Below are 25619 nucleotides of genomic sequence, written 5' to 3'. Positions count from 1 at the left end.
ATGCGAATCGCTGTCACCGGATCCATCGCGACCGATCACCTGATGACCTTCCCCGGCCGGTTCGCGGACCAGCTCATCGCGGACCGGCTGGACCGGGTCTCCCTGTCGTTCCTCGCCGACGACCTGGAAGTGCGGCGGGGCGGGGTGGCGGCGAACATCGCCTTCGGACTGGGCGTACTGGGACTGCGCCCGACACTGGTGGGCGCGGTCGGCGGGGACTTCGAGCCGTACCGGGTGTGGCTCAAGGACCACGGCGTCGACACCGACTCCGTACGGGTCAGCGACACCCGCCACACCGCCCGCTTCGTCTGCACCACCGACCGGGAGCAGAACCAGATCGCGACCTTCTACGCGGGCGCGATGGCCGAGGCCCGCGAGATCGACCTGCGGGAGATCGTCGCCCGCAACGGCCGCCCGGACCTGGTCCTGGTCTCCCCGGACGACCCCGGGGCCATGCTCCGCCACACCCGGGGCTGCCGCGAACTCGGCATCCCCTTCGCCTCCGACCCCTCCCAGCAGCTCGCCCGGCTCGACCGCGACGAGGTGCGGGAACTGGTCGACGGCGCACAGCGGCTGTTCACCAACGAGTACGAGTCCGCCCTGCTGTGCGAGCGGTCCGGACTCACCGAGGAGCAGGTCCTGCGACGGGTCGGCTCCTGGGTCACCACCTGCGGCGAGGACGGCGTACGGATCCGCACGGCCGGACGCGACCCGCTCACCGTGCCCGCCGTACCGGTCGCGGAGGTCGTCGACCCGACGGGCGTCGGCGACGCCTTCCGGGCCGGCTTCCTCGCCGGCACGGCCTGGGGCCTGACCGAGCGGAACGCGGCCCGCCTCGGCTGCGCGGTCGCCGCGACCGTACTCGACCACACCGGCACCCAGGAGTACCGCCTGGAGCGGGAACCGCTGCTGGCCCGGATCCGCACCGCGTACGGCCCGGCCGCCGTGACGGAACTGTCCACACACCTGGAGGCCCTGGAATGAGACGGTCACTGTGGGAGGAGCTCGCGACGCGCGTCGTCGTCGCGGACGGCGCCATGGGCACCATGCTCCAGGCCGCCGACCCCTCGCTCGACGACTTCCTCGGCCTGGAGGGCTGCAACGAGGTCCTCAACCTCACCCGCCCCGACATCGTCCGCTCGGTCCACGACGAGTACTTCGCGGTCGGCGTGGACTGCGTCGAGACCAACACCTTCGGCAGCAACCTGTCCGCGCTCGCCGAATACGGCATCGAGGACAAGGTCTACGAACTCTCCGAGGCCGGAGCCCGCATCGCCCGCGCATCCGCGGACGCGCACACCGCCCTCGACGGCCGCCCCCGCTGGGTGCTGGGCTCCATGGGACCGGGCACCAAGCTGCCCACCCTCGGACACGTGACGTACGACCCGCTGCGCGAGGCCTACCGGCAGAGCGCCGAGGGCCTGATCCGCGGCGGCGCGGACGCGCTGCTCGTCGAGACCACCCAGGACCTCCTCCAGACCAAGGCCGCCGTCATCGGCGCACGGCAGGCCCTGGACTGGTGCGGCATGGGGGACCTCCCGCTGATCGTGCAGGTCACCGTGGAGGCGACCGGCACGATGCTGCTCGGTTCGGAGATCGGTGCGGCGCTGACGGCGCTGGAGCCGCTCGGGATCGACATGATCGGCCTGAACTGCGCGACCGGCCCCGCGGAGATGAGCGAGCACCTGCGCTATCTGGCGCGGCACTCGCGGATCCCGCTCTCGTGCATGCCCAACGCCGGCCTGCCGGTCCTGACGAAGGACGGCGCGCACTACCCCCTGTCACCGGCGGAGCTGGCGGACGCGCAGGAGGGCTTCGTCCGTGAGTACGGCCTCTCCCTCGTCGGCGGCTGCTGCGGTACGACGCCGGAGCACCTGCGGCAGGTCGTGGAGCGGGTGAGGGGTACGGCGGTTACTGAGCGCACTCCGCAGCCGGAGCCGGGTGCGGCGTCGCTGTACCAGACGGTGCCGTTCCGGCAGGACACCTCCTACATGGCGATCGGCGAGCGCACCAACGCGAACGGGTCGAAGAAGTTCCGTGAGGCGATGCTGGACGCGCGCTGGGACGACTGTGTGGAGATGGCGCGGGACCAGATCCGTGAGGGCGCGCACATGCTGGACCTGTGCGTGGACTACGTGGGCCGTGACGGTGTCGCGGACATGCAGGAGCTGGCGGGGCGTTTCGCGACGGCTTCGACGCTGCCGATCGTGCTGGACTCGACCGAGGTTCCGGTGATCCGGGCGGGTCTGGAGAAGCTGGGCGGGCGTGCGGTCATCAACTCGGTCAACTACGAGGACGGTGACGGGCCGGAGTCGCGTTTCGCGAAGGTGACGCGTCTGGCGCAGGAGCACGGGGCGGCGCTGATCGCGCTGACGATCGATGAGGAGGGCCAGGCCCGCACGGTCGAGCACAAGGTCGCGATCGCGGAACGGCTGATCGAGGATCTGACGGGTAACTGGGGGATCCGGGAGTCGGACATCCTGATCGACACCCTGACGTTCACGATCTGCACGGGGCAGGAGGAGTCCCGCAAGGACGGGATCGCGACGATCGAGTCGATCCGCGAGCTGAAGCGCCGCCACCCGGATGTGCAGACGACGCTGGGTCTGTCGAACATCTCCTTCGGGCTGAACCCGGCGGCCCGCGTGCTGCTGAACTCGGTCTTCCTGGACGAGTGTGTGAAGGCGGGTCTGGATTCGGCGATCGTGCACGCGTCGAAGATCCTGCCGATCGCCCGGTTCGACGAGGAGCAGGTCAACACGGCTCTCGATCTGATCTACGACCGGCGTGAGGGCGACTACGACCCGCTGCAGAAGCTGATGGCCCTGTTCGAGGGGGTGAACACCAAGTCGCTGAAGGCCGGCCGTGCCGAGGAGCTCCTGGCGCTGCCGCTGGACGAGCGGCTGCAGCGGCGGATCATCGACGGGGAGAAGAACGGCCTGGAGGCCGACCTCGACGAGGCCCTCGAAACCCGTCCGGCCCTGGACATCGTCAACGACACCCTCCTGGAGGGCATGAAGGTCGTCGGTGAGCTGTTCGGCTCCGGGCAGATGCAGCTCCCGTTCGTCCTCCAGTCCGCCGAGGTGATGAAGACCGCGGTGGCCTACCTGGAGCCGCACATGGAGAAGACCGATGCCGACGGCAAGGGCACCATCGTCCTGGCCACGGTCCGCGGGGACGTCCACGACATCGGCAAGAACCTCGTCGACATCATCTTGACCAACAACGGCTACAACGTGGTGAACATCGGCATCAAGCAGCCGGTGTCGGCGATCCTGGAGGCGGCGCAGGAGCACAAGGCCGACGTGATCGGCATGTCCGGGCTCCTGGTGAAGTCGACGGTGATCATGAAGGAGAACCTGGAGGAGCTCAACCAGCGCAAGCTGGCGGCCGACTACCCGGTGATCCTCGGCGGCGCGGCGCTGACCCGCGCCTACGTCGAGCAGGACCTCCACGAGATCTACGAGGGCGAGGTCCGCTACGCGCGTGACGCGTTCGAGGGCCTGCGGCTGATGGACGCCCTCATCGCCGTCAAGCGCGGAGTCCCCGGCGCCGAACTCCCGCCCCTCAAGCAGCGCCGCGTACCGCCGAGGGCGGCCGTCCTCGAAGTCCACGAGCCGGAGACCGGCGGCCGCTCCGACGTGGCCGTCGACAACCCGGTGCCCGAGCCGCCGTTCCTCGGAACCCGGGTCGTCAAGGGCATCCAGCTCAAGGAGTACGCGGGCTGGCTCGACGAGCAGGCGCTCTTCAAGGGCCAGTGGGGCCTCAAGGACGCGGGCTCCATCGAGACGGAGGGCCGGCCCAGGCTGCGCGGCTGGCTGGACCGGATGCACACCGAGCGGCTCCTGGAAGCGGCCGTGGTCTACGGCTACTTCCCCTGCGTCTCCAAGGGCGAGGACCTGATCGTCCTCGACGAGGACGGGGGAGAGCGGACCCGCTTCACCTTCCCGCGCCAGCGCCGCGGCCGCAGGCTCTGCCTGTCCGACTTCGTACGCCCGGACGACTCGGGCGAGATCGACGTCGTCGGCTTCCAGGTGGTCACCGTCGGGTCGAGGATCGGCGGGGCCACGGCCAAGCTCTTCGAGTCCGACTCCTACCGCGAGTACCTGGAACTGCACGGCCTCTCCGTCCAGCTCGCCGAAGCCCTCGCCGAGTACTGGCACGCCCGGGTCCGCGCCGAACTGGGCATCGCGGGCTCCGACCCGGCAGCCATGGACGGCATGTTCCGCACCGAGTACCAGGGCTGCCGCTACTCCCTCGGCTACCCGGCCTGCCCCGAACTGGCGGACCGGGCGAAGATCGCCGACCTGCTCCGGCCGGAGCGGATCGGCGTCCAGCTCTCCGAGGAGTTCCAGCTGCACCCCGAGCAGTCCACCGACGCCATCGTCATCCACCACCCCGAGGCCGGCTACTTCAATGCCGGAGGCCGCCGATGACCTCCGGCGCCGGACGAGTTCAAGGAGCACATCCCATGTCTGACGGGTTCACGGACTTCAAGGTCGCGGACCTTTCCCTTGCCGCTTTCGGCCGCAAGGAGATCACCCTGGCCGAGCACGAGATGCCGGGTCTCATGTCGATCCGCGAGGAGTACGCCGAGGCGCAGCCGCTGGCCGGCGCCCGCATCACCGGCTCCCTGCACATGACGGTCCAGACCGCCGTCCTGATCGAGACCCTCGTCGCCCTCGGCGCCGAGGTCCGCTGGGTGTCCTGCAACATCTACTCGACGCAGGACCACGCCGCCGCCGCCATCGCGGCCGCCGGGATCCCGGTGTTCGCCTGGAAGGGCGAGACGCTGGAGGAGTACTGGTGGTGCACGGAGCAGGCGCTGACCTGGCCCGGCCACGCCGGCCCGAACATGATCCTGGACGACGGTGGTGACGCCACCCTCCTCGTCCACAAGGGCGTCGAGTTCGAGAAGGCCGGGGCCGTTCCCGACCCGTCGACCGCCGACAACGAGGAGATGGGCTTCGTCCTCGAACTGCTGGGCCGCTCCACCCTCAACTGGACGCAGATGGCGTCGGACATCCGGGGCGTGACGGAGGAGACCACCACCGGTGTCCACCGCCTCTACGAGATGCACCAGGCCGGCGCCCTCCTGTTCCCGGCGATCAACGTGAACGACGCCGTCACGAAGTCGAAGTTCGACAACAAGTACGGCTGCCGGCACTCGCTGATCGACGGCATCAACCGCGCGACCGACGTGCTGATCGGCGGCAAGGTCGCGGTCGTGTGCGGTTACGGCGACGTCGGCAAGGGCTGTGCGGAGTCGCTGCGCGGCCAGGGTGCGCGCGTCATCGTCACGGAGATCGACCCGATCTGCGCGCTGCAGGCGGCGATGGACGGCTACCAGGTGGCCACGCTGGACGACGTGGTGGAGATCGCGGACATCTTCATCACGACCACGGGCAACAAGGACATCATCATGGCCTCGGACATGGCCAAGATGAAGCACCAGGCGATCGTGGGCAACATCGGCCACTTCGACAACGAGATCGACATGGCCGGTCTGGCGAAGATCGAGGGCATCGTCAAGGACGAGGTCAAGCCGCAGGTCCACACCTGGAAGTTCCCCGACGGCAAGATCCTGATCGTGCTGTCCGAGGGCCGCCTGCTGAACCTGGGCAACGCGACCGGCCACCCCTCGTTCGTGATGTCGAACTCCTTCGCGGACCAGACCCTGGCCCAGATCGAGCTCTTCACCAAGCCGTCCGAGTACCCGACCGACGTGTACGTGCTCCCCAAGCACCTCGACGAGAAGGTCGCCCGCCTCCACCTGGACGCGCTGGGCGTCAAGCTCACCACCCTGCGCCCGGAGCAGGCCGCGTACATCGGCGTCAAGGTCGAGGGCCCGTACAAGCCCGACCACTACCGCTACTGACGGCCGTGGCCATCGTGGAAGCGGCCGTGGAAGCCGACGCCGACGTGCGCGACCCCTGGCTCCCCGACCGGCTGCTGCGCACCGAACGGGACGCGCTCGTACCGCTGTTGCGGCGTACGCCCGAAGCGGCGTACGGGCTCCGGACCGCCTGCCCGGGGTGGACCGCCAGGGACGTCCTCGCGCACTGCGCGGCCGCGCTGATCCGCATCGTGGAGGGCCGGCTGGAGGAAGGGGTCTTCCTGCCCGCCGCCAACGCCGCCGACGTGGCCGAGCGCGTGGACTGGCCCGTCGCCCGGATCGTGGACGAGCTGGAACGCGGGCTCACCGAGGCCGGTCCGGTCATCGCCGGGGGCGACGGCACGCTCGACGCGGTCGCCCTGGGGGAGTGGATCCACGCGGGCGACGTCCGCGCGGCGTTCGGGGAGCCCGGGGAGTACGCCGGCGACAGCCTGCCGCTGGCCCTGCCGCTGCTGCGGACGGTCAGCCGCAAGCGGGAGACCCCCCGGCTGGTCGCCGACATCGGTGCCCCCGGTGGCCCGCTGGTCCTGGGCAACGAGGTGCCCGGCCGGGCACCGGCCCGCTTCCGGGGGGACGCGGCGACACTGATCCGCCTCTACTCCGGCCGCCCCCTGGTCGCGACCCGCTACGAACTGGCGGGCGCGGCCGAGGCGGAACTGCTCATCTACCGGTGACCCCGGACAGCACGACGGCCGGGTCCCGTACGCCCCACACGGCGCACGCGACCCGGCCCCGGCCCGACCGCCCCCCCGGTCACTCGATCCTGACGACCTGGAAGGCCTCCGCCATCCGGCCCGGGGGCAGCCCCGCCGCCTTGGCGTGCTCGCCCAGCCACTCCCGCAGCAGCCCCGCCAGGTCGTCGAAGTGCGCGGTCTGGGAGGTATGGATGCGCAGGGCCTCGACCTTGAGGTCGAACACGGGGGTGACGTCGATGTACTGGTTGGGCGTCGGCCCGGTCATCAGCCACAGCTCCGGCACGATCCACGGCTCCAGGCCCTCCTCCTTGAGGAGCTCGGGGTGCGCGAACGGATTGCGCGCCTCGGGGTAGACGGCCCGCAGCGCGGCGTCGCCCACCGCCCGGTGGTCGGGATGCAGGTCCGCGATCCGGCCCCAGTTGATCTCCGGGCTCGGGATGACGGCACGCTGCGGCCGGACCTGCCGGATCACCCGGCACAGGTCCCGGCGCAGCTCCACGCTCGCCTCGACGTAGCTGTCGGGGTAGCCGAGGAAGCGGACGTCGTCGACGCCGCTGCGCTTGGCCGAGTGGACCTGTTCGGCGCGGCGCAGGTCCCCCATGGCCTGGCGCGGGAGCTGCTCGTCGTAGCCGCCCGCACCGCCGTCGGTGACGATGCAGTACGTCACCCGGGTGGTGCCCTGCGCGATCCACCGCATGACCGTCCCGCTGACGCAGAACTCGATGTCGTCCGGGTGCGCGGCCACGACCAGCAGGGATTCGGGGGCGCTGCGGTCTATGCGATCGGTCGCGAAGTGTTCCATGTGATCAGCCTGTTGGGCGCGGGCACCGGCCGCAAGGCGGCTCCTTTGGCGTACTCGCGACATGTCGCCTCTACGCCACTCGCAGACTTCACTGCTCCACATCGTCGAGGGAACCACGCGCGCGTGGGAAGCGGAGGCGTCCGGCATGGGCAGGATCTTCGGCTCGCTCGCGGCCGGTACGGCCGCGCCCGACCCGGCCGAACTGGCGGCCGTCTCGGCCCGGCAGCGGCACGGCGGCCCCGACGGCCACCAGGTGCTGCGCGGCCCGGGGTGGGCGCTCGGCTGCGACCGGCTCGCGGTGACCGACCCGCGCGGCGGGCGGCAGCCGTACCGGCTGGCCCACCTGCCCGGGGTCGTCGCCGTGCTGGGCGGGGAGATCTACAACCACGCCGAGCTGCGGCGCGAACTCGCCGCCCGCGGGCACCGGTTCCCCGACCTGTGCGACGGCACCCTGCTGCCCGCCCTGTACGCCGAGTACGGGACGGGTTTCGCGCGGCGGCTCGACGGGATGTTCGCCGTCGCCGTCCTCGACGTCCGGGCGGCGCCCCGGCTGGTCCTGGCCGTGGACCCCATGGGCGGCAAGCCCCTGCACTACCACCAGGGCGCGGACGGGGCGTTCCGGTTCGCCTCCGAGATCCCGGCGCTGCTGGCCTTCGACGGGGTGCGTACGGCGCCCCGCGCGGACAGCCTCGACACCGTCCTCGCCCTGCGCACCCCGATCTCCGCCCGGACCGCCCTGGAGGGCATCAGCGCCCTGCCGCCCGGCGCGACGGTCGTCGTGCACCCGGGCAGGCCGGCCGCGCTGCGGCGCCGGCCCCCGGCCCCGGACGCCCCCGAGCGGCCCCGCCGCTCCACCGAGGACGTGCTGCGGCGGGAGGTGCGCCGCCTGGCGCGGGCAGACGTGCCGGTGTGCACGCTCACCAGCGGCGGGCTCGCCTCCGGCCTGGTCACCGCCCTGGCCGCCGAGCACGCCCGGGAGGCGGGGGCGCCCGCCCCGCACAGCTTCCACCTCTGCTACCGGGGCCGGTGGCCCGACGGCGAGGCCGCGTACGCCCGCGCGGTGGCCCGGTACGCCCGTACCGTCCACCACGAGGTGGCCCTGGACCCGGCCGAACTGGGGTCGCTGCTGACCCTCACCGCCCGGCACCTCGGGCAGCCCGACGCCGACCCGGCCGCGCTGAGCACGTACGCCCTCTTCCGGGCCGTGCGGCGGGCCGGCTACAGCGTGGCACTGACCGGGGACGGCGCCGACGAACTGTTCGGCGCCGACGCGCGCACCCGCACGCCGGGCCCGGGCCCCTTCGTCGCCGACTGGGCGGCCGCCTACACCGACGGGCTGGCCGCCGCGCCCCGGCTGCTGCGCGAGTACCTGTACACGCCCGCCTACCGGGCCTTCATCGCGGAGGAAGGCTCGGCCGCGGACCGCGTCGAGCGGGAGCTGCGCTCGGCGGGCGGTGACCGGCTCGCCGCGGTCGCCGCGTTCGAGAGCCGCTGGCGGCTGCCGGCCCGGCACCTGCGCCGGCTCGACCACCTGGGCATGGCCTCGGCCGTGGAGGCGCGGACGCCGTTCTGCCGGCCCCCGGTGGCCGCGCACGCGAGGACCCTGCCGGCGCGCCTGCTCCAGGACCGGCGGGCGCTGGCCGACGCGGGCCGGGAACTGCTGCCCAAGGCCGTGCGGAGGAGACCCGGGCAGCCGTTCGCCCTGCCGGTCACCGCGATGCTCACCCCCGGCGGGCCGCTGCTGGAACCCGTACGCGAACTGCTGTCGGCGGAGCGGCTGGCGCGGGCCGGCCAGGTCCGGCCCGACCGGGTGCGGACCCTGCTGGCCCGTCAGCTGGAGCGGCCGTCGGACCACGACGCGCTCGCGCTGTGGGCGCTGGCCACGCACGAGCTGTGGACCGAGGTGGTGCGGGGAATGCGGGTGCCGGCGGACTGCGCCGCCTGACGGCCGGGCACGGGCCGTGGGCGGGCCCCGGACGGGCCGGGCACGGGCCGTGGACGCGCCATCGGTGCACCGCGCTGGCGTGTCCACGCAACGGCGCGAACGCGCAAGCCGATACCAGACCGGACGGTTCGTTTCTCTGTCAGTCTTGGCTGGGCACCCGCTGTCCTTCCGTTCCGAGCCTCGCTGCGTCTTTCGCACCACAGCGTCAAGGAGGTCCCATGAGCACCCCCGTCTGGATCACCGCGACCCCGCCGGCCACCCACGGCGAACTGCACGTCGGCCATCTCGCGGGACCGTACGTCGCCGCCGACGTACTCGCCCGGTTCCTGCGGGCCGAGGGCGAACCCGTCCGGTTCACCACCGGCACCGCCGACCACGCCAGCTCCGTGCACGTCCGCGCGCTCCGCGCCGGCCGCAAACCGGAGGAGGTCGCCGAGGGGTACCGCGCCGCGATCACGTCGGACTGGCTGCGCTCGGGGGTCGAGTTCGACCACATCGTGCGCCCCCGCCAGGACAAGGGCTACCGGGGCCGGCTGACGGAGCTGTTCCGGCGGCTGTACGCGGACGGGGTCATCGCGGCCCGCACCCGCCTGACGCCCTACTGCGAGCCCTGCGGACGCTGGCTGCACGGAGCGCACGTCACCGGCACCTGCCCGCACTGCGCGGCGGCCAGCGACGGCGGGATGTGCCACGAGTGCGCCCGCCCCAACGACGGCGGCGACCTCCTGGACCCGCGCTGCGCCCTGTGCGACTCCCCGGCCCTGGCCCGGCGCTGCCGGCGGCTGTACATCCCGCTGGAGCCGTACCGGGAGGCCCTCGCCGAGTACTGGGCCGGCACCGGCCTGCCGCCCCGGCTGGCCGCGCTGTGCGAGTCCCTCGTCGAGGACGGGCTGCCGGACATCGCCGTGTCCCACCCCGCCGAGTGGGGACTGCCCGTCCCCGTCGACGGGTTCCCCGAGCACCGCGTCGACGGCTGCTTCGAGGCGGCCGCCATGCACCTCTTCGGCCACGGAGACCGGCCGCTGCCCGAACGGGCCGTCCACTTCTGCGGGTTCGGCCACGCCTTCTGCCACGCCGTACTGCTGCCGGTCCTGCTGTTCGCCCAGGGGCTCAAGCTGCCGCAGCACTTCTGCGTCAACGAGGCGTACGTCATCGAGGACGAGGCGCTCGTCTGGGGCTCCGGCCAGAAGGCCTGGGCGCTGGACCTGATCACCGAGTACGGATCGGACACCCTGCGCCGGCACGTCCTCCAGGCCCGCCCGCTCGGCCGCCGCACGGCCTTCCACGCGGACCGGCTCGCCGCCGCCCGCCGGGAGCTCGACGAGAGCTGGAACAACTGGCTCGCCGGGCTCTTCGCCGCCGTCCGGGAGGAGTGCGCGGGCCTCGCCCCGGCGGCCCTGCCCGGCGGCTCCGGCTGGGAGGTGCTCGAACGCCGGCTGCTGCGCGGGCTGGAGGACCTGCGCGAGGCCTACTCGCCGGACGCGTTCGACCCGCGCAGGGCGGTCGCCCTGCTCGACGAGATGGTGCGTTCCACGGCCGACTTCGGCCACGTCAACGCGCACGAGGCCGACCGCCCCGCAGCCGGCCGCCACCTCCCGGTGCTGGCCGCGCAGCTGGCGGTGGCGCGGGCGCTCGGCGCCTGGGCGCGCCCGGTGATGCCGGAGGGCGCGGACCGGCTGGCCGCCGCCCTCAAGGCGGAACCCGGCGGGCCGGTCTCGGCCGCCGCACTCGTCCCGCCCGCCCCGGGCACCCGGCTGGCCCCGCCCTCGGGACCGGTGTTCGGCTTCTAGGCGTACCCACGCGCAGCCGTACACGCACGCGCAGCCGTACACGTACGCGTACGACAGCACCACCCGCACGACAGCAAGACGACAGCAAGACGAAAGAAACGACAGAAACCCTTCTTCGCCGCGTGACCGCGCGCCGGTCGCCCGGCGGCGCGGGGCGGGCGCGGCCCCTGCCGGTAGGAGCTCCACGTGTCCCTGCGCGTCGCCATGCTCAGCGTCCACACCTCGCCGCTGCACCAGCCCGGCACCGGGGACGCGGGCGGCATGAACGTCTACATGGTCCAGCTGTCCCGCGCGCTCGCCGAACAGGGCGTCGAGGTCGACCTGTTCACCCGCTGCCGGGGCGAGGTCCGCCCCACCCCGGACGCCCTCGGCCCCGGCGTCCGGGTGCACCACCTGGAGGCCGGCCCGCGCGCCGCCCTCGCCAAGGAGGACATGCCGGCCCTGGTCGTCCCCTTCTCGCTGGCCCTGCTCAAGCAGGAGCGCAGATACGACCTGGTCCACTCGCACTACTGGCTCTCCGGCCAGGCGGGCCGGATCGCCGCCGCCGGCTGGCGGATCCCGCTGGTGCACACCGCCCACACCCTGGCCCGGGTCAAGAACGGGGCCCTCGCCGACGGCGACACCCCCGAGCCGGAGCTGCGGATCCGCGGCGAGCACCAGGTCGTCGGCTCCGCGGACCGCCTCATCGCCAACACCGCCGACGAGGCGCGGGCGTTGCGCGAGCTGTACGGGGCCGAGGAGCGGCGCACGGAGACCGTCCGGCCGGGGGTCGACCTGCGCACCTTCGGCCCCGGCCGGGGACGGGCGGCGGCGCGGGCCCGGCTGGGACTGCCGGACGACGCGTTCGTCCCCCTGTACGCGGGCCGGATCCAGCCCCTCAAGGGCCCGGACGTGATGGTCCGCGCGGTCGCCGGACTGCTGCGGGAGGACCCGGAGCTGCGCCGCCGGACCATCGTCCCGGTGGTGGGCGGCGACTCGGGGGCCGGGCCGCGCGGCGAGGCCTGGGAACTGGCGCGCGAGCTGGGGGTGTCGGACGTGCTGCGGCACTTCCCGCCGGTGCCGCAGGCGGAGCTCGCCCAGTGGTACCGGGCGGCGGACGTGCTGATGGTGCCCTCGCGCAGCGAGTCCTTCGGGCTGGTCGCGCTGGAGGCCCAGGCGTGCGGGACACCGGTGCTGGCGTCGGCCGTCGGGGGGCTGCCGACGGCCGTGCGCGACGGGGTGACGGGACTGCTGGTCCGCGGCAACGACCCGGTGGAGTACGCCCGTCTGCTGCGCTGGTTCGCCGGGCGGCCGGCGGAGGCCGCGGAGATGGGGAGGGCGGCGGTGCGCCACGCACGGAACATGAGCTGGCGGGCGGCGGCCGGGCGGACCCTGGAGGTCTACCGGGACGTGCTGCGCGAGGAGCGGTGGGGCCCGGCGGTGAGTGAGGCAGGAGCGGCGGCACGCTCCTGCCTCGCCGACGCCTCTCCCCTGGAGGGTCGAGAAGGCCGGAAGGCCACCCTAACAGCTCTTTTGAGCTGACCAAAGATGCGTAGGTGTAACGTCTGTATGAACTCCAGACCCGCCTCAAACGCGCTACAGGAAAGTGGCCCGGCCGCGGAATCCATATGAGAATGGAGATGTCTTCGACGGAATACCGGCGGCACGGATCCGCGGAGACGGAATCGATATTCTGACTTCCTGGAGGAATCATGTCCGCCGTGCACACCACCGGAATCCGTGCGAACGCCCGTCACGCCGCCACCGCCCGTCCGTCCTGTACCGCAGCGGTCGCGGACGGCAACGGCTGGGACTGAACGGACCGGCCATCCCGGCCGGACGGAGCCCCGCGACCGCCTCGGGCGGACGCGGGGCCTTTTTGTTCCGGAAAGGCTCGGGAAGAGCTCCGAAAAAATTCTGGAGGAGGACCGGAAAAGCGCTCCGGAATTACCGGAGCGCGGTCGGTGGTCCGTGAAATCAGTCCAGCCAGCCGAGCCGCTGCGCCCGCACGCCGGCTTCGAAACGGCTCGACGCACCCATTTCCTGCATCAGCTCGGACAGCATTCGGCTCACCGTCCGCAGGGATACCCCGAGATTCCGGGCCACTTTTTCGTCCTTCATTCCCGAGGCGAGCATCTTCAGGGCGGCCCGCTGCTGTTCGGACAGCCCGTCTCCGCCGAGTTCCGGCGCGACGTCGTCGCCGTACGGGGTGGCCGCGTGCCAGCAGTGCTCGTACAGCGCGAGATAGGAACGGACCAGGGCGGGGCCGCGGGCGAGGATCGCGCCGGCCGCCCGGTCGTCGGGGTGCACGGGCAGGACGGCGAACTGCTGGTCCGCGATGATCATGTTCATCGGGACGGCGGGGGACAGGCGGATCTCCACCCCGGCCTCGACCCGGCGGCGCAGCATCTCCACCGCCTCCGGCGAGGTGGTGATGCGCTGGTGGTAGATGGCGCGGATGCGGACCCCGTTGTCGATCTGACGGCGGTCGCGGCTGAGGACCCGGTCGGCGACCTCCCGGACCAGCGCCGTCACGTGCATGGACGTCAGGTCGTGCCGGATGACGTCCGTGATGTCCTCCAGCACCTGCTGGATCCGGCCGTAGTCGTCGAGGATCTCGACCTCGACGTCGGAGCCGTTCAGCGAACCGGGCCGCAGGAACCTTCCGACCAGGTTCTCCAGCGCGCTGTACGCCCGGTCGGACTCGTCGAGGTGCTCGCGCAGCCGCTCGCGTTCGCGCTGGAGCATCCGCAGCAGGGCGATCTCGGGGTCGACCACGGTGACCGCGTCGGGCCCCGTCTCCCAAGCGCCGGACTGCAGGTCGGCACGGGTGGCGTGGGTGGTGCCGGTGGGTACGATCAGGCCGAGGGAAGTCAGCTCCGCGCGCCACTTCTCGTACTCCTCGGGCGCCAGCCCGAGCTCCCGGAAGACCTCGTTCAGGTCGGACACCCCGCGCAGGCGCAGCTCCTGATAGAAGGCCAGCACCCTGTCGGCGGACTGGATGCCGTCCCTGCCGTCGCCCGTTGCCATCGCGAAGCGACCCCCTCATCTTACGAATCGACAGTCACACTTTGGCACATACCTATGGGAGGGCTCCCGCCCCCTCGAACGGGATGTGACGGGCGTCACAAGGCGCCTCTGAGGTGCGCGACTGTGCGTCAGGCCGGCCCGGGCGGGGCTCCGGCGGGGGAGGTGCGTGATCTTGTGCGGTTCAACTCCCCTGCTGCCGAAGGGAGAGCGGGGCGGGCGCGGGCCGTCAGCCCTGCGCCGCGCCCAGGCAGTCGGGGCACAGCCCCTTGAAGGTGACCTCGGCGCCCTCGCCCATCCGCCACGCGCGGATGGCCTCGCCCGCCGGCTCGGGCACCTCGGCCAGCACGTTCTCCACCCGTCCGCAGCGCACGCAGAGCGCGTGCTGGTGGGGCGGGCCGGCGATCTCGAAGACGGCCGGCAGGCCGGGGCGGTCGAACTTGGACGCCAGCCCGGTCTCCAGGAAGTGCCGCAGCATCTCGTAGACGGCCTGGCTGGTCAGGGTCCCGAGCCGCTCGCGGGCGGCGGCGGTGATGGACTCGACGTCCATGTGGCCGCCCGCCGACAGCACCTGCAGCACTTCCAGACGGGGGCCGGTGACGCGCAGCCCGACGTCGCGGAGGCGCTGGATCACCGCCTCGCGGCCGGTCGACTCCTCCACGACAGCCATCTCCCCGCCACCATCCGCGATCTGGTCCACTCAAACCTTTGTGGGCATCGTACCTCTTGCCCGCCCTGGCGGAACGGTGGAGGGGCGGTCGGGCCGGCATCCAGCCGTGGGGCCGGCGCCCAGTCGTCGGGCCGAGGCATAGCCGTCGGGCCGAGGTCTAGCCGTCGGGCCGAGGTCTAGCCGTCGGCCCGGCAGACGAGCAGGACGCTCTCCGTCCGCTCGTCCACGCGGTGCCCGCGCCGGCGCTCCACGCGCAGGCCCGCCGCGTCCAGTTCGGCGGTGAGCCGCTCCGGGTCGACGATCCACTTCCGGGTGGCCCCGGCCACCCGCTCGCTGCTCAGCTTCCCCGTGCGGACGCAGTGGTACGTGATGTCCTCGCTCATGCCGTCCAGGTCGAACTCCTGGCGGGCCACCGCCCACTCCTCGACCCCGTCGAACCGCGGCACCTGGAAGGCCCAGGTGCGCGAGGGCTCCTCGGACAGCCCGCGCAGCCGGTGCGCCGTGAAGTCCAGGGCGAGCGCGCCGCCCGGCTCCAGGTGCGCGGCGATCTCGCGCAGCAGCCCCGGACGGGCGTGGGGCGGCACCGCGGAGATCATCGCCCCGGCCAGCAGGGCCAGCCGGTACGTGCCCCGCAGCCGCAGCCCCGCCAGGTCGGCCCGGGTGGTGACCAGCCGCTCCGACACCTGCGGCCCGATCCGCCGGCCCCAGGCCCGCAGCCGCTCCAGGCTGTCGGCGTCCCGGTCCACGGCCTCGACCCGGAACCCCTGGCGGGCGAACGGCACCGCCAGCCGTCCCGCGCCGCAGCCCAGGTCCAGGACCGGGCCGCCGCCGCACTCCCGCGCGAGGCCCAGGTAGCGGACGATGTCGGCGCTGTGCGGGCCCAGCAGCGCGTCCTGCAGCCAGAGCGAGTCCTCGTCGGCGGGCGCGGTCGACTCCAGTCCGGGCAGGAACCCGGCGGGGGACAGGACGCCCCCCGCGCGCGCGGCCGCCGCGGCCGGCGGGTACGGGACGGGCGCGACCGGCAGGACGGGCGCGGAAACGCCGCTCGGTGTGTGCATCGCTCCTCCAGGGGTCGCCAGGTCCAGGCCTCCGGGCGGGGCTCCCGTGCCGCCGGGACCGCGCCGCTGGTCAAATCCTGTCCTGCGCGGCAGGCCCGGGGCCAGAGCCGCGGGCTGCGTGAACACGCGATGGCGTGGATCTGCCACGCCCCCTGGAGGAGGGCGCCCGTCAGAGGGCGCGGCCGAGCCTGACCGGGCTGAGCGTGCCGAAGCCGTGGTGGGCGAAGAAGGGGAGCGCCGGGGCCTGTTCGACGGGCAGGGTGATCCGCTGGTACGCGGCCCCGTGCGCCCGCATCCGGCCGGTGAGCGCCTCCAGCAGGGCCGTGCCGACGCCCTCCCGCTGCCGGGCCGGGGCCACGCACAGGGCGTAGACCTCGCCCTCTGCGGCGACCGGCACGCCCCCCGAGACGGCCCCCACGACGGTCCCGTCGGTGTCGGCCGCGACCAGCCAGCCGAGCCAGGCGGGGGCTCCGCCTGGAATTTCAATTTCCGCTCTTATGCGGGGCAGGGAGCAATGTTCCGACACCAGCCGGCCGACCCCGATATCCCCCAGGACCTCGCCGTAGCCGTCGCGAATCGCTTCGGCGAGGACCCGGGAAATCGCCGTCGCGTCACCGGGCGCTGCCGTCCGCACGTCAGCCAGCAGCATTCTTCCCGCACCTCTCGCCGTACCGGTCCTGAGCCCGCACGGGCACAGAATAGCGGGCAATTCGAGTGGCCGGGAGCGACGGTAAATCTACGAATTGGCTTAGTAAATAACCGGGTTGGGGCGGCGAGAGGAAGACGGCAATCCACCGTCAGGTCGTCCAACAACACACGATCACCAGCGGAACGACCGTCGCCACCGCCGCGGCCACCGCCAACACCCCGCGCAGCACCGGGCATCCCGCCCGGCGCGGGCCCAGGATGCGCCGCATCCGCACCGCCGCCGACGGGCCGCCCGCCGCGAACGCCCGGCGCGGCGCCCGCCCCGAGGCCAGCGCGTACAGCGCGGTGGCCAGCGCGTCGCTGGAACACCGGCGCAGCGCCCGGTCGTCGGCGGCCATCTCCAGCAGCAGCGGCACCGTCCGCCCGCCGATCCGGGCCAGCGGCAGCCGGCGGAACACCGCCGAGTACGCTCCCGCCGCCGCGACCAGCAGGTGGTGCCGGCCGCCGATGTGGGCCCGTTCGTGGGCGAGCGCCGCGGCCAGCTCCTGTTCCGTCAGCACGTCCAGGGCCCCCGAGGACACCACGACCCGCCGCGAACGCCCCGGCAGGCAGTACACCGCCGGCCGCGCGTCCTCCAGTACGGTCGCCCCGAGCCGGTGGTCGAACCGGCCTACCAGGCGCAGCAGTTCGGCGTGCCGGGTACGGGCCCGGCGCGCCCGCAGCAGCTCGCGCACGAAACCGGTGCCCGGTACCGCCAGGACCGCCAGCGCCGCCGCCGCGGCCAGGGCCTCGCGCGCGGAGGCCGCGGCCAGCCGCGCGGGGGAGGGCGGGGTCAGGGTCAGGACCGCGTCGACGAGCCGGTGGCTGGTCTCAGCGGGGAGCAGCAGCTGGGCCGGCAGCATCGCCGTGGACAGCGCGAAGACGGCGCCGCAGGCCACCCAGGCGGCCAGCCCCATCCGGGGCACCTGCTGGGCCCAGCGGGCGCGCACGAGCAGTAACGGCAGCACCAGACCGGTGATCAGGGCGAGGCCGAGGGGCGGCAGTACGTGGTGGTTCACCGGCCGCTCCCGTCGGCCGGACGGTCGGTGCGGGCGGCGCGCAGGGCCTCGTCCAGGGCCTCCACGTCCTCGTGGGACATGTGCTCCACGAACCGCAGCAGCGTGGCCCTGCGGTCCTGGCTGTCGCCGAGCGCGTCCTGCATCAGCGCCGCGGTGTACTCCTCGCGGCTGCGCACCGCCTCGTACATCCAGGCCCGGCCCGATTTCTCGCGGCTCAGCCAGCCCTTGCGGTACAGGATGTCCGCCACGGTCATGACGGTGGTGTAGGCGACCTTGCGGACCCGGTTTATGTCGTCCACGATCTCCCGGACCGAGGCGGGGCGTTCCCACTGCCACACCCGGTCCATGATCTCGGCCTCCAGCTCTCCCAGCCGGCGTACGCGCATCCCTCTCGGCCCTCCCCCTCGCGAGCGGTTCATCGTACGGCCCGCCCCGGCGGCGGGGGCATACCCCGGGCCGGTACACGGGGGGCGGGGGCCGGAACACCGCAGCCCCTCCACCGGACCGTGCGGTGGAGGGGCTGCGGGGCGCGGGGCGGATGCGGATCAGGTGCGGATCAGGCGGGCGATGGCCTTGGTGGCCTCGCCGACCTTGGCCTTCGCCTCGTCCCCGCCCCGGGCGACGGCCTCGGTGACGCAGCAGGCGAGGTGTTCGTCGAGCAGGGTCACGGCGCAGGACTGGAGCGCGGCGTTGATCGCGGAGACCTGGGTGAGGACGTCGATGCAGTAGACGTCCTCGGCGACCATCCGCTGCACGCCGCGGACCTGGCCCTCGATCCGCCGGAGCCGTCTGATGACGTCGTCCTTGTGTTCTGTGTAACCGGCCACGGGGGCTCCTCAGTTGGCGGCGGCCCGGAAGCCGCGCAGACGCAGGCTGTTGCCGACGACGAAGACCGAGGAGAAGGCCATGGCCGCACCGGCGATCATCGGGTTGAGCAGTCCGGCCGCGGCGAGCGGCAGGGCGGCCACGTTGTAGGCGAAGGCCCAGAACAGGTTCGAGCGGATGGTGCCGAGGGTCTTGCGGGCGAGCCGGATGGCGTCCGCCGCGGCCCGCAGGTCGCCGCGTACGAGGGTCAGGTCGCCGGCCTCGATGGCCGCGTCGGTGCCGGTGCCCATGGCGAGGCCGAGGTCGGCCTGGGCGAGGGCGGCCGCGTCGTTGACCCCGTCGCCGACCATCGCGACGCTGCGGCCCTCGGCCTGGAGCCGCTTGACGACGTCGACCTTGTCCTGCGGCATGACCTCGGCGATGACCTCGTCGATGCCGACCTCGCGGGCCACCGTCTCGGCGACGGCCTTGTTGTCACCGGTCAGCAGGATCGGGGTGAGGCCGAGGGCGCGCAGCCGCCGGATGGCCTCGGCGCTGGTGTCCTTGACCGCGTCCGCGACCTCCAGCACCGCGCGGGCCTCGCCGTCCCAGGCCACCGCGATCGCGGTGCGGCCGGCGGCCTCCGCCTCGGACTTGGCGCGCTCCAGGTGCACGGGCAGCTCCATCGCCCACTCGGCGAGCAGCTTGCCGCGGCCGACGAGGACGGCGTGGCCCTCGACGACGCCCTGTACGCCGAGGCCGGGGATGTTCGCGAAGTCCTCGGGGGCGGGCAGGGCGCCGACCCGGGCGGCGGCACCGGCGGCGACGGCCTGCGCGATGGGGTGCTCGGAGGCGTGCTCCAGCGCTCCGGCGAGGCGCAGCACCTCGGCCTCGTCGGTGCCCTCGGCGGTGTGGACGCGCAGCAGGGTCATCTGGCCGGTGGTGACGGTGCCGGTCTTGTCCAGGACGATGGTGTCGACCTTGCGGGTGCTCTCCAGGACCTCGGGGCCCTTGATCAGGATGCCGAGCTGCGCACCGCGGCCGGTGCCGACCATGAGGGCGGTCGGGGTGGCCAGGCCCAGGGCGCAGGGGCAGGCGATGATCAGTACGGCGACGGCGGCGGTGAAGGCGGCCGCGAGGCCCGATCCGGTGCCGAGCCAGAAGCCGAGGGTGGCCAGGGCCAGTCCGATGACGACGGGGACGAACACCGCGGAGATCTTGTCGGCGAGCCGCTGGGCGGCGGCCTTGCCGTTCTGGGCGTCCTCGACCAGCCGGGCCATCCGGGCGAGCTGGGTGTCGGAGCCGACCCGGGTGGCCTCGACGACCAGGCGGCCGCCGGCGTTGAGCGTGGCGCCGGTGACGGAGTCGCCGACGGAGACCTCTACGGGCACGGACTCGCCGGTGAGCATGGAGGCGTCGACGGCGGAGGAGCCCTCGACGACGGTGCCGTCGGTGGCGATCTTCTCGCCGGGGCGGACCAGGAAGCGGTCACCGACCTGGAGGTCGGCGGTCGGCACGGTCACCTCGCGGCCGCCGCGCAGCACCGTGACCTCCTTGGCGCCCAGCTCCAGCAGCGCCTTGAGGGCCGCGCCCGCCTTGCGCTTGGACTTCGCCTCGAAGTACCGGCCCGCCAGGATGAAGGCGACGACGCCGGCCGCGGCCTCCAGGTAGATGTTCCCCGCGCCGTCGGTGCGGGCGATGCTGAACTCGAAGGCGTGGGTCATCCCGGGGGTGCCGGCGGTGCCGAAGAACAGGGCCCACAGCGACCACAGGAACGCGGCGATCGTGCCCACCGAGATCAGGGTGTCCATGGTGGCCGCGCCGTGCCTGGCGTTGGTCCAGGCGGCGCGGTGGAAGGGCCAGGCCGCGTACGTGACGACGGGCGCGGTCAGGGTCAGGGAGAGCCACTGCCAGTAGTCGATCTGGAGGGCCGGGGCCATCGCCATCGCGATGACGGGCACCGCGAGGGAGACCGCGGTGACGAGCCGCTGGCGCAGCGGCGCGAGCTCGTCGTGCTCGGGCTGCTCGCCCTCGGGGCCGGCGGCGCCGCCGGTGTGCGGCGGCCTGGGCTCCTGCGCGGTGTAGCCGGTGGCCTCGACGGTGGCGATCAGGTCCGCGACGGAGATGTCGGCGTCGAAGGTGACCTTGGCCTTCTCCGTGGCGTAGTTGACGGTGGCCTCGACCCCGTCCATGCGGTTGAGCTTCTTCTCGATGCGTGCCGCGCACGAGGCGCAGGTCATGCCGCCGATGGCGAGCTCGACCTGGGCGGCGCCGGGAGTGATGGTGGTCATGAGTGCTGCTCCTCGTTCGAGCGCGGGGTGGGGGCCGGGGCCCGGTGGGACGGACGGGGCCCCGGCGGCCGGGTGGGTCGGGGACGGTCCGGGCGTCAGGCCCGGCCGGCCAGCTCGTAGCCGGCGTCGTCGACGGCCGCGGCGATCGCGGCGTCGTCGGGCTCGCCGGCGGTGGTCACGGTGACCACGCCGCCGTCGACGTCCACGTCGACGGAGACGACCCCGTCGAGCGCGCCGACGGAGGCGGTGATGGCGGTGCGGCAGTGCCCGCAGGACATGCCGGTCACGCGGTAGACGGTGGCGGTGGTGTCGACCACGGCCACGGAGGTGGTCGTCTCGCCGGCGTTCGTACCGCAGGTGCCTTCGGGGGTGCAGCAGGAAGACATGTGTTTCTCCTAGATCGGACCTCAGTCGTGCCGATACCCGCTGGGGGTATCCGGCCTGACTCCAGATATACCCCCCGGAGGTATGCATCGCAAGTGTTCCTCCAGCTTGACTTGATACCCCTGGGGGGTATCGTGAAGTCCATGAAACCGCTGGATGCGGCAGTGGTACGTACGTCGTAGGGGAGATCAGGCATGAACACCGGAGTGAAGATCACCGTCTTCGCCGCAGCACTGGCGGCGACCTTCGGCACCGCCTACGGGGTGGGTGCCGGAGTGGGTCCCGTGGGCGCGCCGGCCAAGCCGGCGCACGGGACGCACGCGGCGCAGGCGTCCGCCGGGTCCGGCGGGTCCGACGCGTCGGCGGGCCACGGGGGCCATGACCAGGCGGCGGCCCAGGGGCCGGCGGCCGGCGGGCTCCAGGTCTCCGAGGGCGGCTACACGCTGAGCCTGGACACCCCGCGGATCGCGGCCGGCCAGGGCGAGCTGCGGTTCTCGGTCAAGGACGCGCAGGGCCGCAAGGTCACCGACTACAAGACCGAGCACGGCAAGGAACTGCACTTCATCGTGGCCTCGCGCGACCTGACGGTCTACCGCCACCTGCACCCGGTGCGGGACCGGGACGGCACCTGGTCGGCGCCCGTGGACCTGCCCGCGGCCGGTGCCTACAAGGCCTTCGCCGACTTCGCCCCCGCCGCGCCCGGCGCGAAGAACGTCACCCTCGGCGCGGACCTCTCGGTCCCCGGGGCGTACGCGCCGGCCCCGATGCCCCCGGCCGTGAACACGGCCGAGGTCGACGGCTACCAGGTCGCCCTGGGCGGCGCCCTCGACCCCGGCAAGGCGGGTGAACTCAAGCTCACGGTCAGCAAGGACGGCAAGCCCGTCACCAACCTGGAGCCCTACCTGGGCGCCTACGGCCACCTCGTCGCCCTGCGCGACGGGGACCTCGCCTACCTGCACGTCCACCCCAACGAGGGCGGCCCCGGCCCGGACGTCTCCTTCACCGCGACCGCCCCGAGCGCGGGCACGTACCGGCTCTTCCTGGACTTCCAGCACGAGGGCAAGGTGCGCACGGCGGCCTTCACGGTCAACGCGGGGGGCGCCGGCAACGGCACCGGCACGCAGCCCGCGGCCGCCCCCGCGGCGCCGGAGGAGTCGGGCGACCACTCCCACTGAGCACAACCGCCCGGCATACCCCCTGGGGGTTGCTAGGGCTCCACGACGAGAGGGACGCACGAGACGTACGAAACGTACGAGCCGTAAGAACGGGAAGGGATCGACCGCCGTGTCCGCTTACACCGCACACTCCGCACGCCCCGCCTACAGCACGGACAAGGACGACGTCCTCAAGCGGCTGCGCCGCATCGAGGGTCAGGTGCGCGGCCTGCAGCGCATGGTGGAGGAGGGGACGTACTGCATCGACGTGCTCACCCAGGTCAGCGCCGCCACCAAGGCGCTGCAGTCCTTCGCCCTGACCCTGCTGGAGGACCACCTGCACTCCTGCGTGGCCGACGCCGTCGCCGAGGGCGGCGACCGGGCGCGCGAGAAGGTCGAGGAGGCCTCCCGGGCCGTCGCCCGCATGGTTCGCTGAGAAATATCTTGACGTCGAGATGGATGGGGGGCAGGCTGCCGTGAGGTATCTCGATGTCGAGATACTTTCGCGGGGTTTTCACGGGGGAGACGGAGGCCCGCCATGCGGCGGCTCGGCACGACACGGCGACGCGACACGGACCACCAGAGGACCGACGGCACCGGCGGTGCCGGGACCGGCGGCGCTGGGACCGATGGCGCCGGGACCGATGGCGCCGGGGCCGGCGGGCTGATCGCACAGCTGAAGCGGCCGCCCGGCGGCCGCGACGCCCGGATCATGCTCCTCGCCCAGCTCGTCGACCGCACCGGAAGCGGCGTCTGGGCCGCCTCCTCGGTGCTGTTCTTCACCTTCGTCGTCGGCCTCGACGCCGGACGGCTCGGCCTGATGCTCGGCGTCGGCGCGGTGGCGGGCGTCGCGGGCTCGCCCCTCGCCGGCCACCTCGCCGACCGGTTCCCCGTACGCCCCCTCCTGATCGGCTGCCACCTGCTGCGCCTGGCCGCCCTCGGCGCGGTGCTCGCGGTCACCCGCTTCGAAGCGCTCCTGGCGGTCGTCGCCCTCACCTGCCTCGGCGACCGCGCTGCCAAAACCCTCGAAATGCTCTTCGCGACCCGCGTGGCCGGCGAACGGCGCACCACCTACCAGGCCCTGTCGCGCAGCGCCGCCAACGCCGGCTGCGCCGTCGGTGCGGGCCTCGCCGCCATCGGCCTCGCCGTGGGCACCCGCGGCGCGTACGAGGCCCTCATCCTCGGAAACGCGCTGTCCTTCCTGGCGGCCGCCGTCCTGGTGTGGCGTACGCGGGAACCCCGCGGCCACGGCCGCCTGGTCGCACCCGCACCCGGCGACGACCCGCCCACGGCCGGGGCCCCGGCCGCGGCCGCCGGCCCCTGGCGGGACCGCGGCTACCTCCGCTTCGTCCTCCTCGACACCGCCATGAACCTGGACGCCTCCCTCCTCGACGTCGGGCTCCCGCTGTGGCTGGTCCACCACACCGACGCGCCGCACGCCGTCGTCCCCGCCTTCCTCGTGCTCAACACCGTGCTGGTCGTCGCCCTCCAGCTCCCCGTGTCGTCGAAGGTCCGCGCACCGCGCTCCGCGGCGGCCGCCGTCACCTGGTACGGACTCTTCCTGCTCGGCGCCTGCGCCCTCCTCGCCCTCACTCCTGAGCACGGCCCCCGGACCGCCTCCGCGACCCTGCTGGCCGCCGCCGCCCTGGTCACCGCGGCCGAGCTGGTCCGCTCGGTGTCCTCCTGGGAACTGGCCGTCTCCCTCGCCCCGCCGCGGGCGCGCGCCTCCTACCTCGGCGTGGCAGGCATCTCCTCCTCGGCGCAGAAGGCCGTCGGCCCGCCCCTGCTGACCGGCGCCGTCATGGCGGCGGGCCCGCCCGGCTGGCTGGTCCTGGGCGCGTCCGTAGCGGCCCTGTCCCTCCTCCAACGCCGGACCAGCCTGCGCCGCCTGGACGCGGTGGGCGCCTAGGCCGTCTCTTCCGGATCTTGCCTGGCCCGCGCCCTTCGGGCCAGGCCGGGCCGGCCCGTGGCCGGGGCGCACCGCAACCAGCCCGGCGGACGATCGCCCTCCGAACGGAACCATTGACAACCGGCCAGTAACCGGACTGCAGTTGGCCCCGCACCACTCCCACGACCGCATCACACCCCGAAGGGGGCGATCAGCGCATGACCGAGCCTGATAGCGCGGGAGACGGCTACGACGTCGTCATCGGCGGAGCCAGCCTCGCCGGCTGCGCCGCGGCGATCCTGCTCGCGCGGCGCGGGGTACGCGTCGCATTGCTGGAACGCCGCTCGGACCCCGAGGCGTACAAGGTGCTGTGCACCCACTCCATCACGGCCAACGCCTACCCGGTGCTGGACGAACTCGGCCTCCTCCCCGCCCTGGAGAAGGCCGGAGCCGTACGCAACGAGGCCCGTTGGTACACCCGTTGGGGATGGATCGAGCCGAAGGCCGCCCCCGCGGGGCCCGCGCTGCCGTACGCGTACAACGTCCGGCGCAGCACCCTCGACCCGCTGATCAGGGCCCGCGCGGGCGAGACCCCCGGCGTCGACCTGCTCCTCGGCCACCAGGTGACCGGGCTGCTCGCGGCAGCCGGCCGGACCGTCGGGGTACGGGCGAGGACGCCCGGGGGCGAGCGGGAGATCCGGGCCCGGCTGGTGGTCGGCGCCGACGGCAAGGACTCGGCGGTGGCCAAGCTCGCCGGGGTGCCCACCAGGCAGTACGAGAACGCGCGGTTCGGCTACCTCGCGCACTTCCGCAACCTCCCCCTGCGCGGGGGGATCGGCCAGGCCTGGTTCCTGGAACCCGACATGGCGTACGCGTTCCCCAACGACGACGGCGTGACCGTCCTCGCGGTGCTCCCGGACAAGAAGCGGCTGCCGGCCTTCCGCGAGGACCTGGAGGGCAGTTTCCTCTCCTTCGTCCGGGGCCTGCCCGAGGCGCCGGACGTGGACTCGGCCGAGCGGGTCGGCAAGATCATCGGAGCGGTCGACTACCCGCTCCTCACCCGCGAGCCGACCGCTCCGGGCCTCGCGCTCATCGGCGACGCCGCCATGACCTGCGATCCCCTGTGGGGCGTGGGCTGCGGGTGGGCCCTGGAAACCGCGAGCTGGCTGGCAGGGGCGGTGGCGCCGGCCGCGGCGGGCCGCGCAGACCTCGACCGGTCGCTCGCGGCGTACGCCCGTACGCACCGGCGGCGGCTGCGCGGCCACCAGGCGCTGGCCGTCGACTACGCCAAGGCCCGTCCGTTCAACCCGGTGGAGCGGCTGGTGTTCGCGGCCGCGGCCCGCGACGAGGCCATGGCGCGCCACGTGCACCGCTTCGGGTCCCGCCTGATCGGTCCGGGGCGCTTCCTGAACCCCGCGGCGCTGGCCCGGGCGGCGGTCGTCAACGCCAGGTACCGCGGGACGCCCGAGCCGGCCGGGGGCGGGGGCCCGGGCGGCGGCCGCTGAGGCACCCGTACCGCCGCCCGCCGCC

21 protein-coding genes are annotated in these 25619 nt (G+C 73.2%); 11 read left to right on the top strand and 10 right to left on the bottom strand.

Annotated elements, in window-relative coordinates:
• The 4 genes from OG553_RS05705 to OG553_RS05690 are packed head-to-tail and all read left to right on the top strand — an operon-like array spanning position 1 to position 6570.
• Positions 1 to 984 carry a carbohydrate kinase family protein gene (locus OG553_RS05705; protein ID WP_405977926.1) on the top strand — a complete coding sequence of 328 codons (984 nt, stop codon included), beginning with the start codon at positions 1 to 3 and terminating at the stop codon, positions 982 to 984.
• A complete protein-coding gene (metH, locus tag OG553_RS05700; protein ID WP_405977925.1) occupies positions 981 to 4436 on the top strand; it encodes a methionine synthase in 3456 nt (1151 codons plus the stop codon). The genes OG553_RS05705 and metH overlap by 4 nt, the downstream gene beginning before the upstream one ends.
• Positions 4437 to 4471: 35 nt before the next feature.
• Entirely contained in the window at positions 4472 to 5878 is a 1407-nt protein-coding gene (gene ahcY, locus OG553_RS05695; protein ID WP_405977924.1) for an adenosylhomocysteinase, read from the top strand.
• 14 nt (positions 5879 to 5892) lie between these two features.
• Positions 5893 to 6570 carry a maleylpyruvate isomerase family mycothiol-dependent enzyme gene (locus tag OG553_RS05690; protein ID WP_405982969.1) on the top strand — a complete coding sequence of 226 codons (678 nt, stop codon included), beginning with the start codon at positions 5893 to 5895 and terminating at the stop codon, positions 6568 to 6570.
• Positions 6571 to 6649: 79 nt separating this feature from the next.
• On the opposite strand, the gene OG553_RS05685 is transcribed toward OG553_RS05690, so the two are convergent.
• On the bottom strand, positions 6650 to 7393 hold the full coding sequence (locus OG553_RS05685) for a PIG-L deacetylase family protein (protein WP_405977923.1): 744 nt from the start codon (positions 7391 to 7393) through the stop codon (positions 6650 to 6652).
• Between the two features lie 145 nt (positions 7394 to 7538).
• Here OG553_RS05685 and OG553_RS05680 point away from each other — a divergent pair, with 145 nt between their 5' ends.
• From OG553_RS05680 to mshA, 3 genes are all read left to right on the top strand, one after another.
• On the top strand, positions 7539 to 9338 hold the full coding sequence (locus tag OG553_RS05680) for an asparagine synthetase B family protein (protein ID WP_405977922.1): 1800 nt from the start codon (positions 7539 to 7541) through the stop codon (positions 9336 to 9338).
• A gap of 218 nt (positions 9339 to 9556) precedes the next feature.
• Positions 9557 to 11128, top strand: a complete 1572-nt coding sequence (locus OG553_RS05675) for a class I tRNA ligase family protein (RefSeq protein WP_405977921.1) — start codon at positions 9557 to 9559, stop codon at positions 11126 to 11128.
• Between the two features lie 204 nt (positions 11129 to 11332).
• On the top strand, positions 11333 to 12649 hold the full coding sequence (mshA, locus tag OG553_RS05670) for a D-inositol-3-phosphate glycosyltransferase (RefSeq protein WP_405982968.1): 1317 nt from the start codon (positions 11333 to 11335) through the stop codon (positions 12647 to 12649).
• Between the two features lie 435 nt (positions 12650 to 13084).
• Here the strand turns inward: mshA and OG553_RS05665 are convergent, their stop codons facing one another.
• From OG553_RS05665 to OG553_RS05625, 9 genes are all read right to left on the bottom strand, one after another.
• Positions 13085 to 14137: a LuxR C-terminal-related transcriptional regulator gene (locus tag OG553_RS05665; protein ID WP_405977920.1), complete on the bottom strand. Its 1053-nt coding sequence runs from the start codon at positions 14135 to 14137 to the stop codon at positions 13085 to 13087.
• Between the two features lie 226 nt (positions 14138 to 14363).
• On the bottom strand, positions 14364 to 14804 hold the full coding sequence (locus OG553_RS05660) for a Fur family transcriptional regulator (RefSeq protein ID WP_405977919.1): 441 nt from the start codon (positions 14802 to 14804) through the stop codon (positions 14364 to 14366).
• A 176-nt stretch (positions 14805 to 14980) separates the two neighbouring features.
• A complete protein-coding gene (locus OG553_RS05655; protein ID WP_405977918.1) occupies positions 14981 to 15862 on the bottom strand; it encodes an SAM-dependent methyltransferase in 882 nt (293 codons plus the stop codon).
• Between the two features lie 169 nt (positions 15863 to 16031).
• A complete protein-coding gene (locus OG553_RS05650; protein ID WP_405977917.1) occupies positions 16032 to 16511 on the bottom strand; it encodes a GNAT family N-acetyltransferase in 480 nt (159 codons plus the stop codon).
• A 148-nt stretch (positions 16512 to 16659) separates the two neighbouring features.
• A complete protein-coding gene (locus OG553_RS05645) occupies positions 16660 to 17568 on the bottom strand; it encodes a M56 family metallopeptidase (protein WP_405977916.1) in 909 nt (302 codons plus the stop codon).
• The gene (locus OG553_RS05640; RefSeq protein ID WP_405977915.1) at positions 17565 to 17954 is read right to left on the bottom strand and encodes a BlaI/MecI/CopY family transcriptional regulator; all 390 of its coding nucleotides are present in this window, start codon (positions 17952 to 17954) and stop codon (positions 17565 to 17567) included. The genes OG553_RS05645 and OG553_RS05640 overlap by 4 nt, the downstream gene beginning before the upstream one ends.
• Before the next feature lie 159 nt (positions 17955 to 18113).
• A complete protein-coding gene (locus OG553_RS05635) occupies positions 18114 to 18395 on the bottom strand; it encodes a metal-sensitive transcriptional regulator (protein WP_405977914.1) in 282 nt (93 codons plus the stop codon).
• A 9-nt stretch (positions 18396 to 18404) separates the two neighbouring features.
• Positions 18405 to 20663: a heavy metal translocating P-type ATPase gene (locus tag OG553_RS05630; protein WP_405977913.1), complete on the bottom strand. Its 2259-nt coding sequence runs from the start codon at positions 20661 to 20663 to the stop codon at positions 18405 to 18407.
• 95 nt (positions 20664 to 20758) lie between these two features.
• Positions 20759 to 21049: a cation transporter gene (locus OG553_RS05625; RefSeq protein WP_405977912.1), complete on the bottom strand. Its 291-nt coding sequence runs from the start codon at positions 21047 to 21049 to the stop codon at positions 20759 to 20761.
• Between the two features lie 192 nt (positions 21050 to 21241).
• On the opposite strand from OG553_RS05625, the gene OG553_RS05620 reads away from it, so the two are divergent.
• The 4 genes from OG553_RS05620 to OG553_RS05605 all read left to right on the top strand — a co-directional run bounded on the left by OG553_RS05620 (position 21242) and on the right by OG553_RS05605 (position 25594).
• Entirely contained in the window at positions 21242 to 22222 is a 981-nt protein-coding gene (locus tag OG553_RS05620; protein WP_405977911.1) for a hypothetical protein, read from the top strand.
• A gap of 109 nt (positions 22223 to 22331) precedes the next feature.
• The gene (locus OG553_RS05615; protein WP_405977910.1) at positions 22332 to 22637 is read left to right on the top strand and encodes a metal-sensitive transcriptional regulator; all 306 of its coding nucleotides are present in this window, start codon (positions 22332 to 22334) and stop codon (positions 22635 to 22637) included.
• Between the two features lie 102 nt (positions 22638 to 22739).
• Complete coding sequence (locus OG553_RS05610) at positions 22740 to 24110, top strand: MFS transporter (protein ID WP_405977909.1); 1371 nt, start codon at positions 22740 to 22742, stop codon at positions 24108 to 24110.
• A 197-nt stretch (positions 24111 to 24307) separates the two neighbouring features.
• On the top strand, positions 24308 to 25594 hold the full coding sequence (locus tag OG553_RS05605; protein ID WP_405977908.1) for an NAD(P)/FAD-dependent oxidoreductase: 1287 nt from the start codon (positions 24308 to 24310) through the stop codon (positions 25592 to 25594).
• Positions 25595 to 25619 lie beyond the last annotated feature (25 nt).

This window comes from Streptomyces sp. NBC_00158 (assembly GCF_045160885.1).
Taxonomy (GTDB): domain Bacteria; phylum Actinomycetota; class Actinomycetes; order Streptomycetales; family Streptomycetaceae; genus Streptomyces.
The sequence above is the reverse complement of the archived record's forward strand: the minus strand, read 5'-3'. Positions and strand labels throughout refer to the sequence as shown.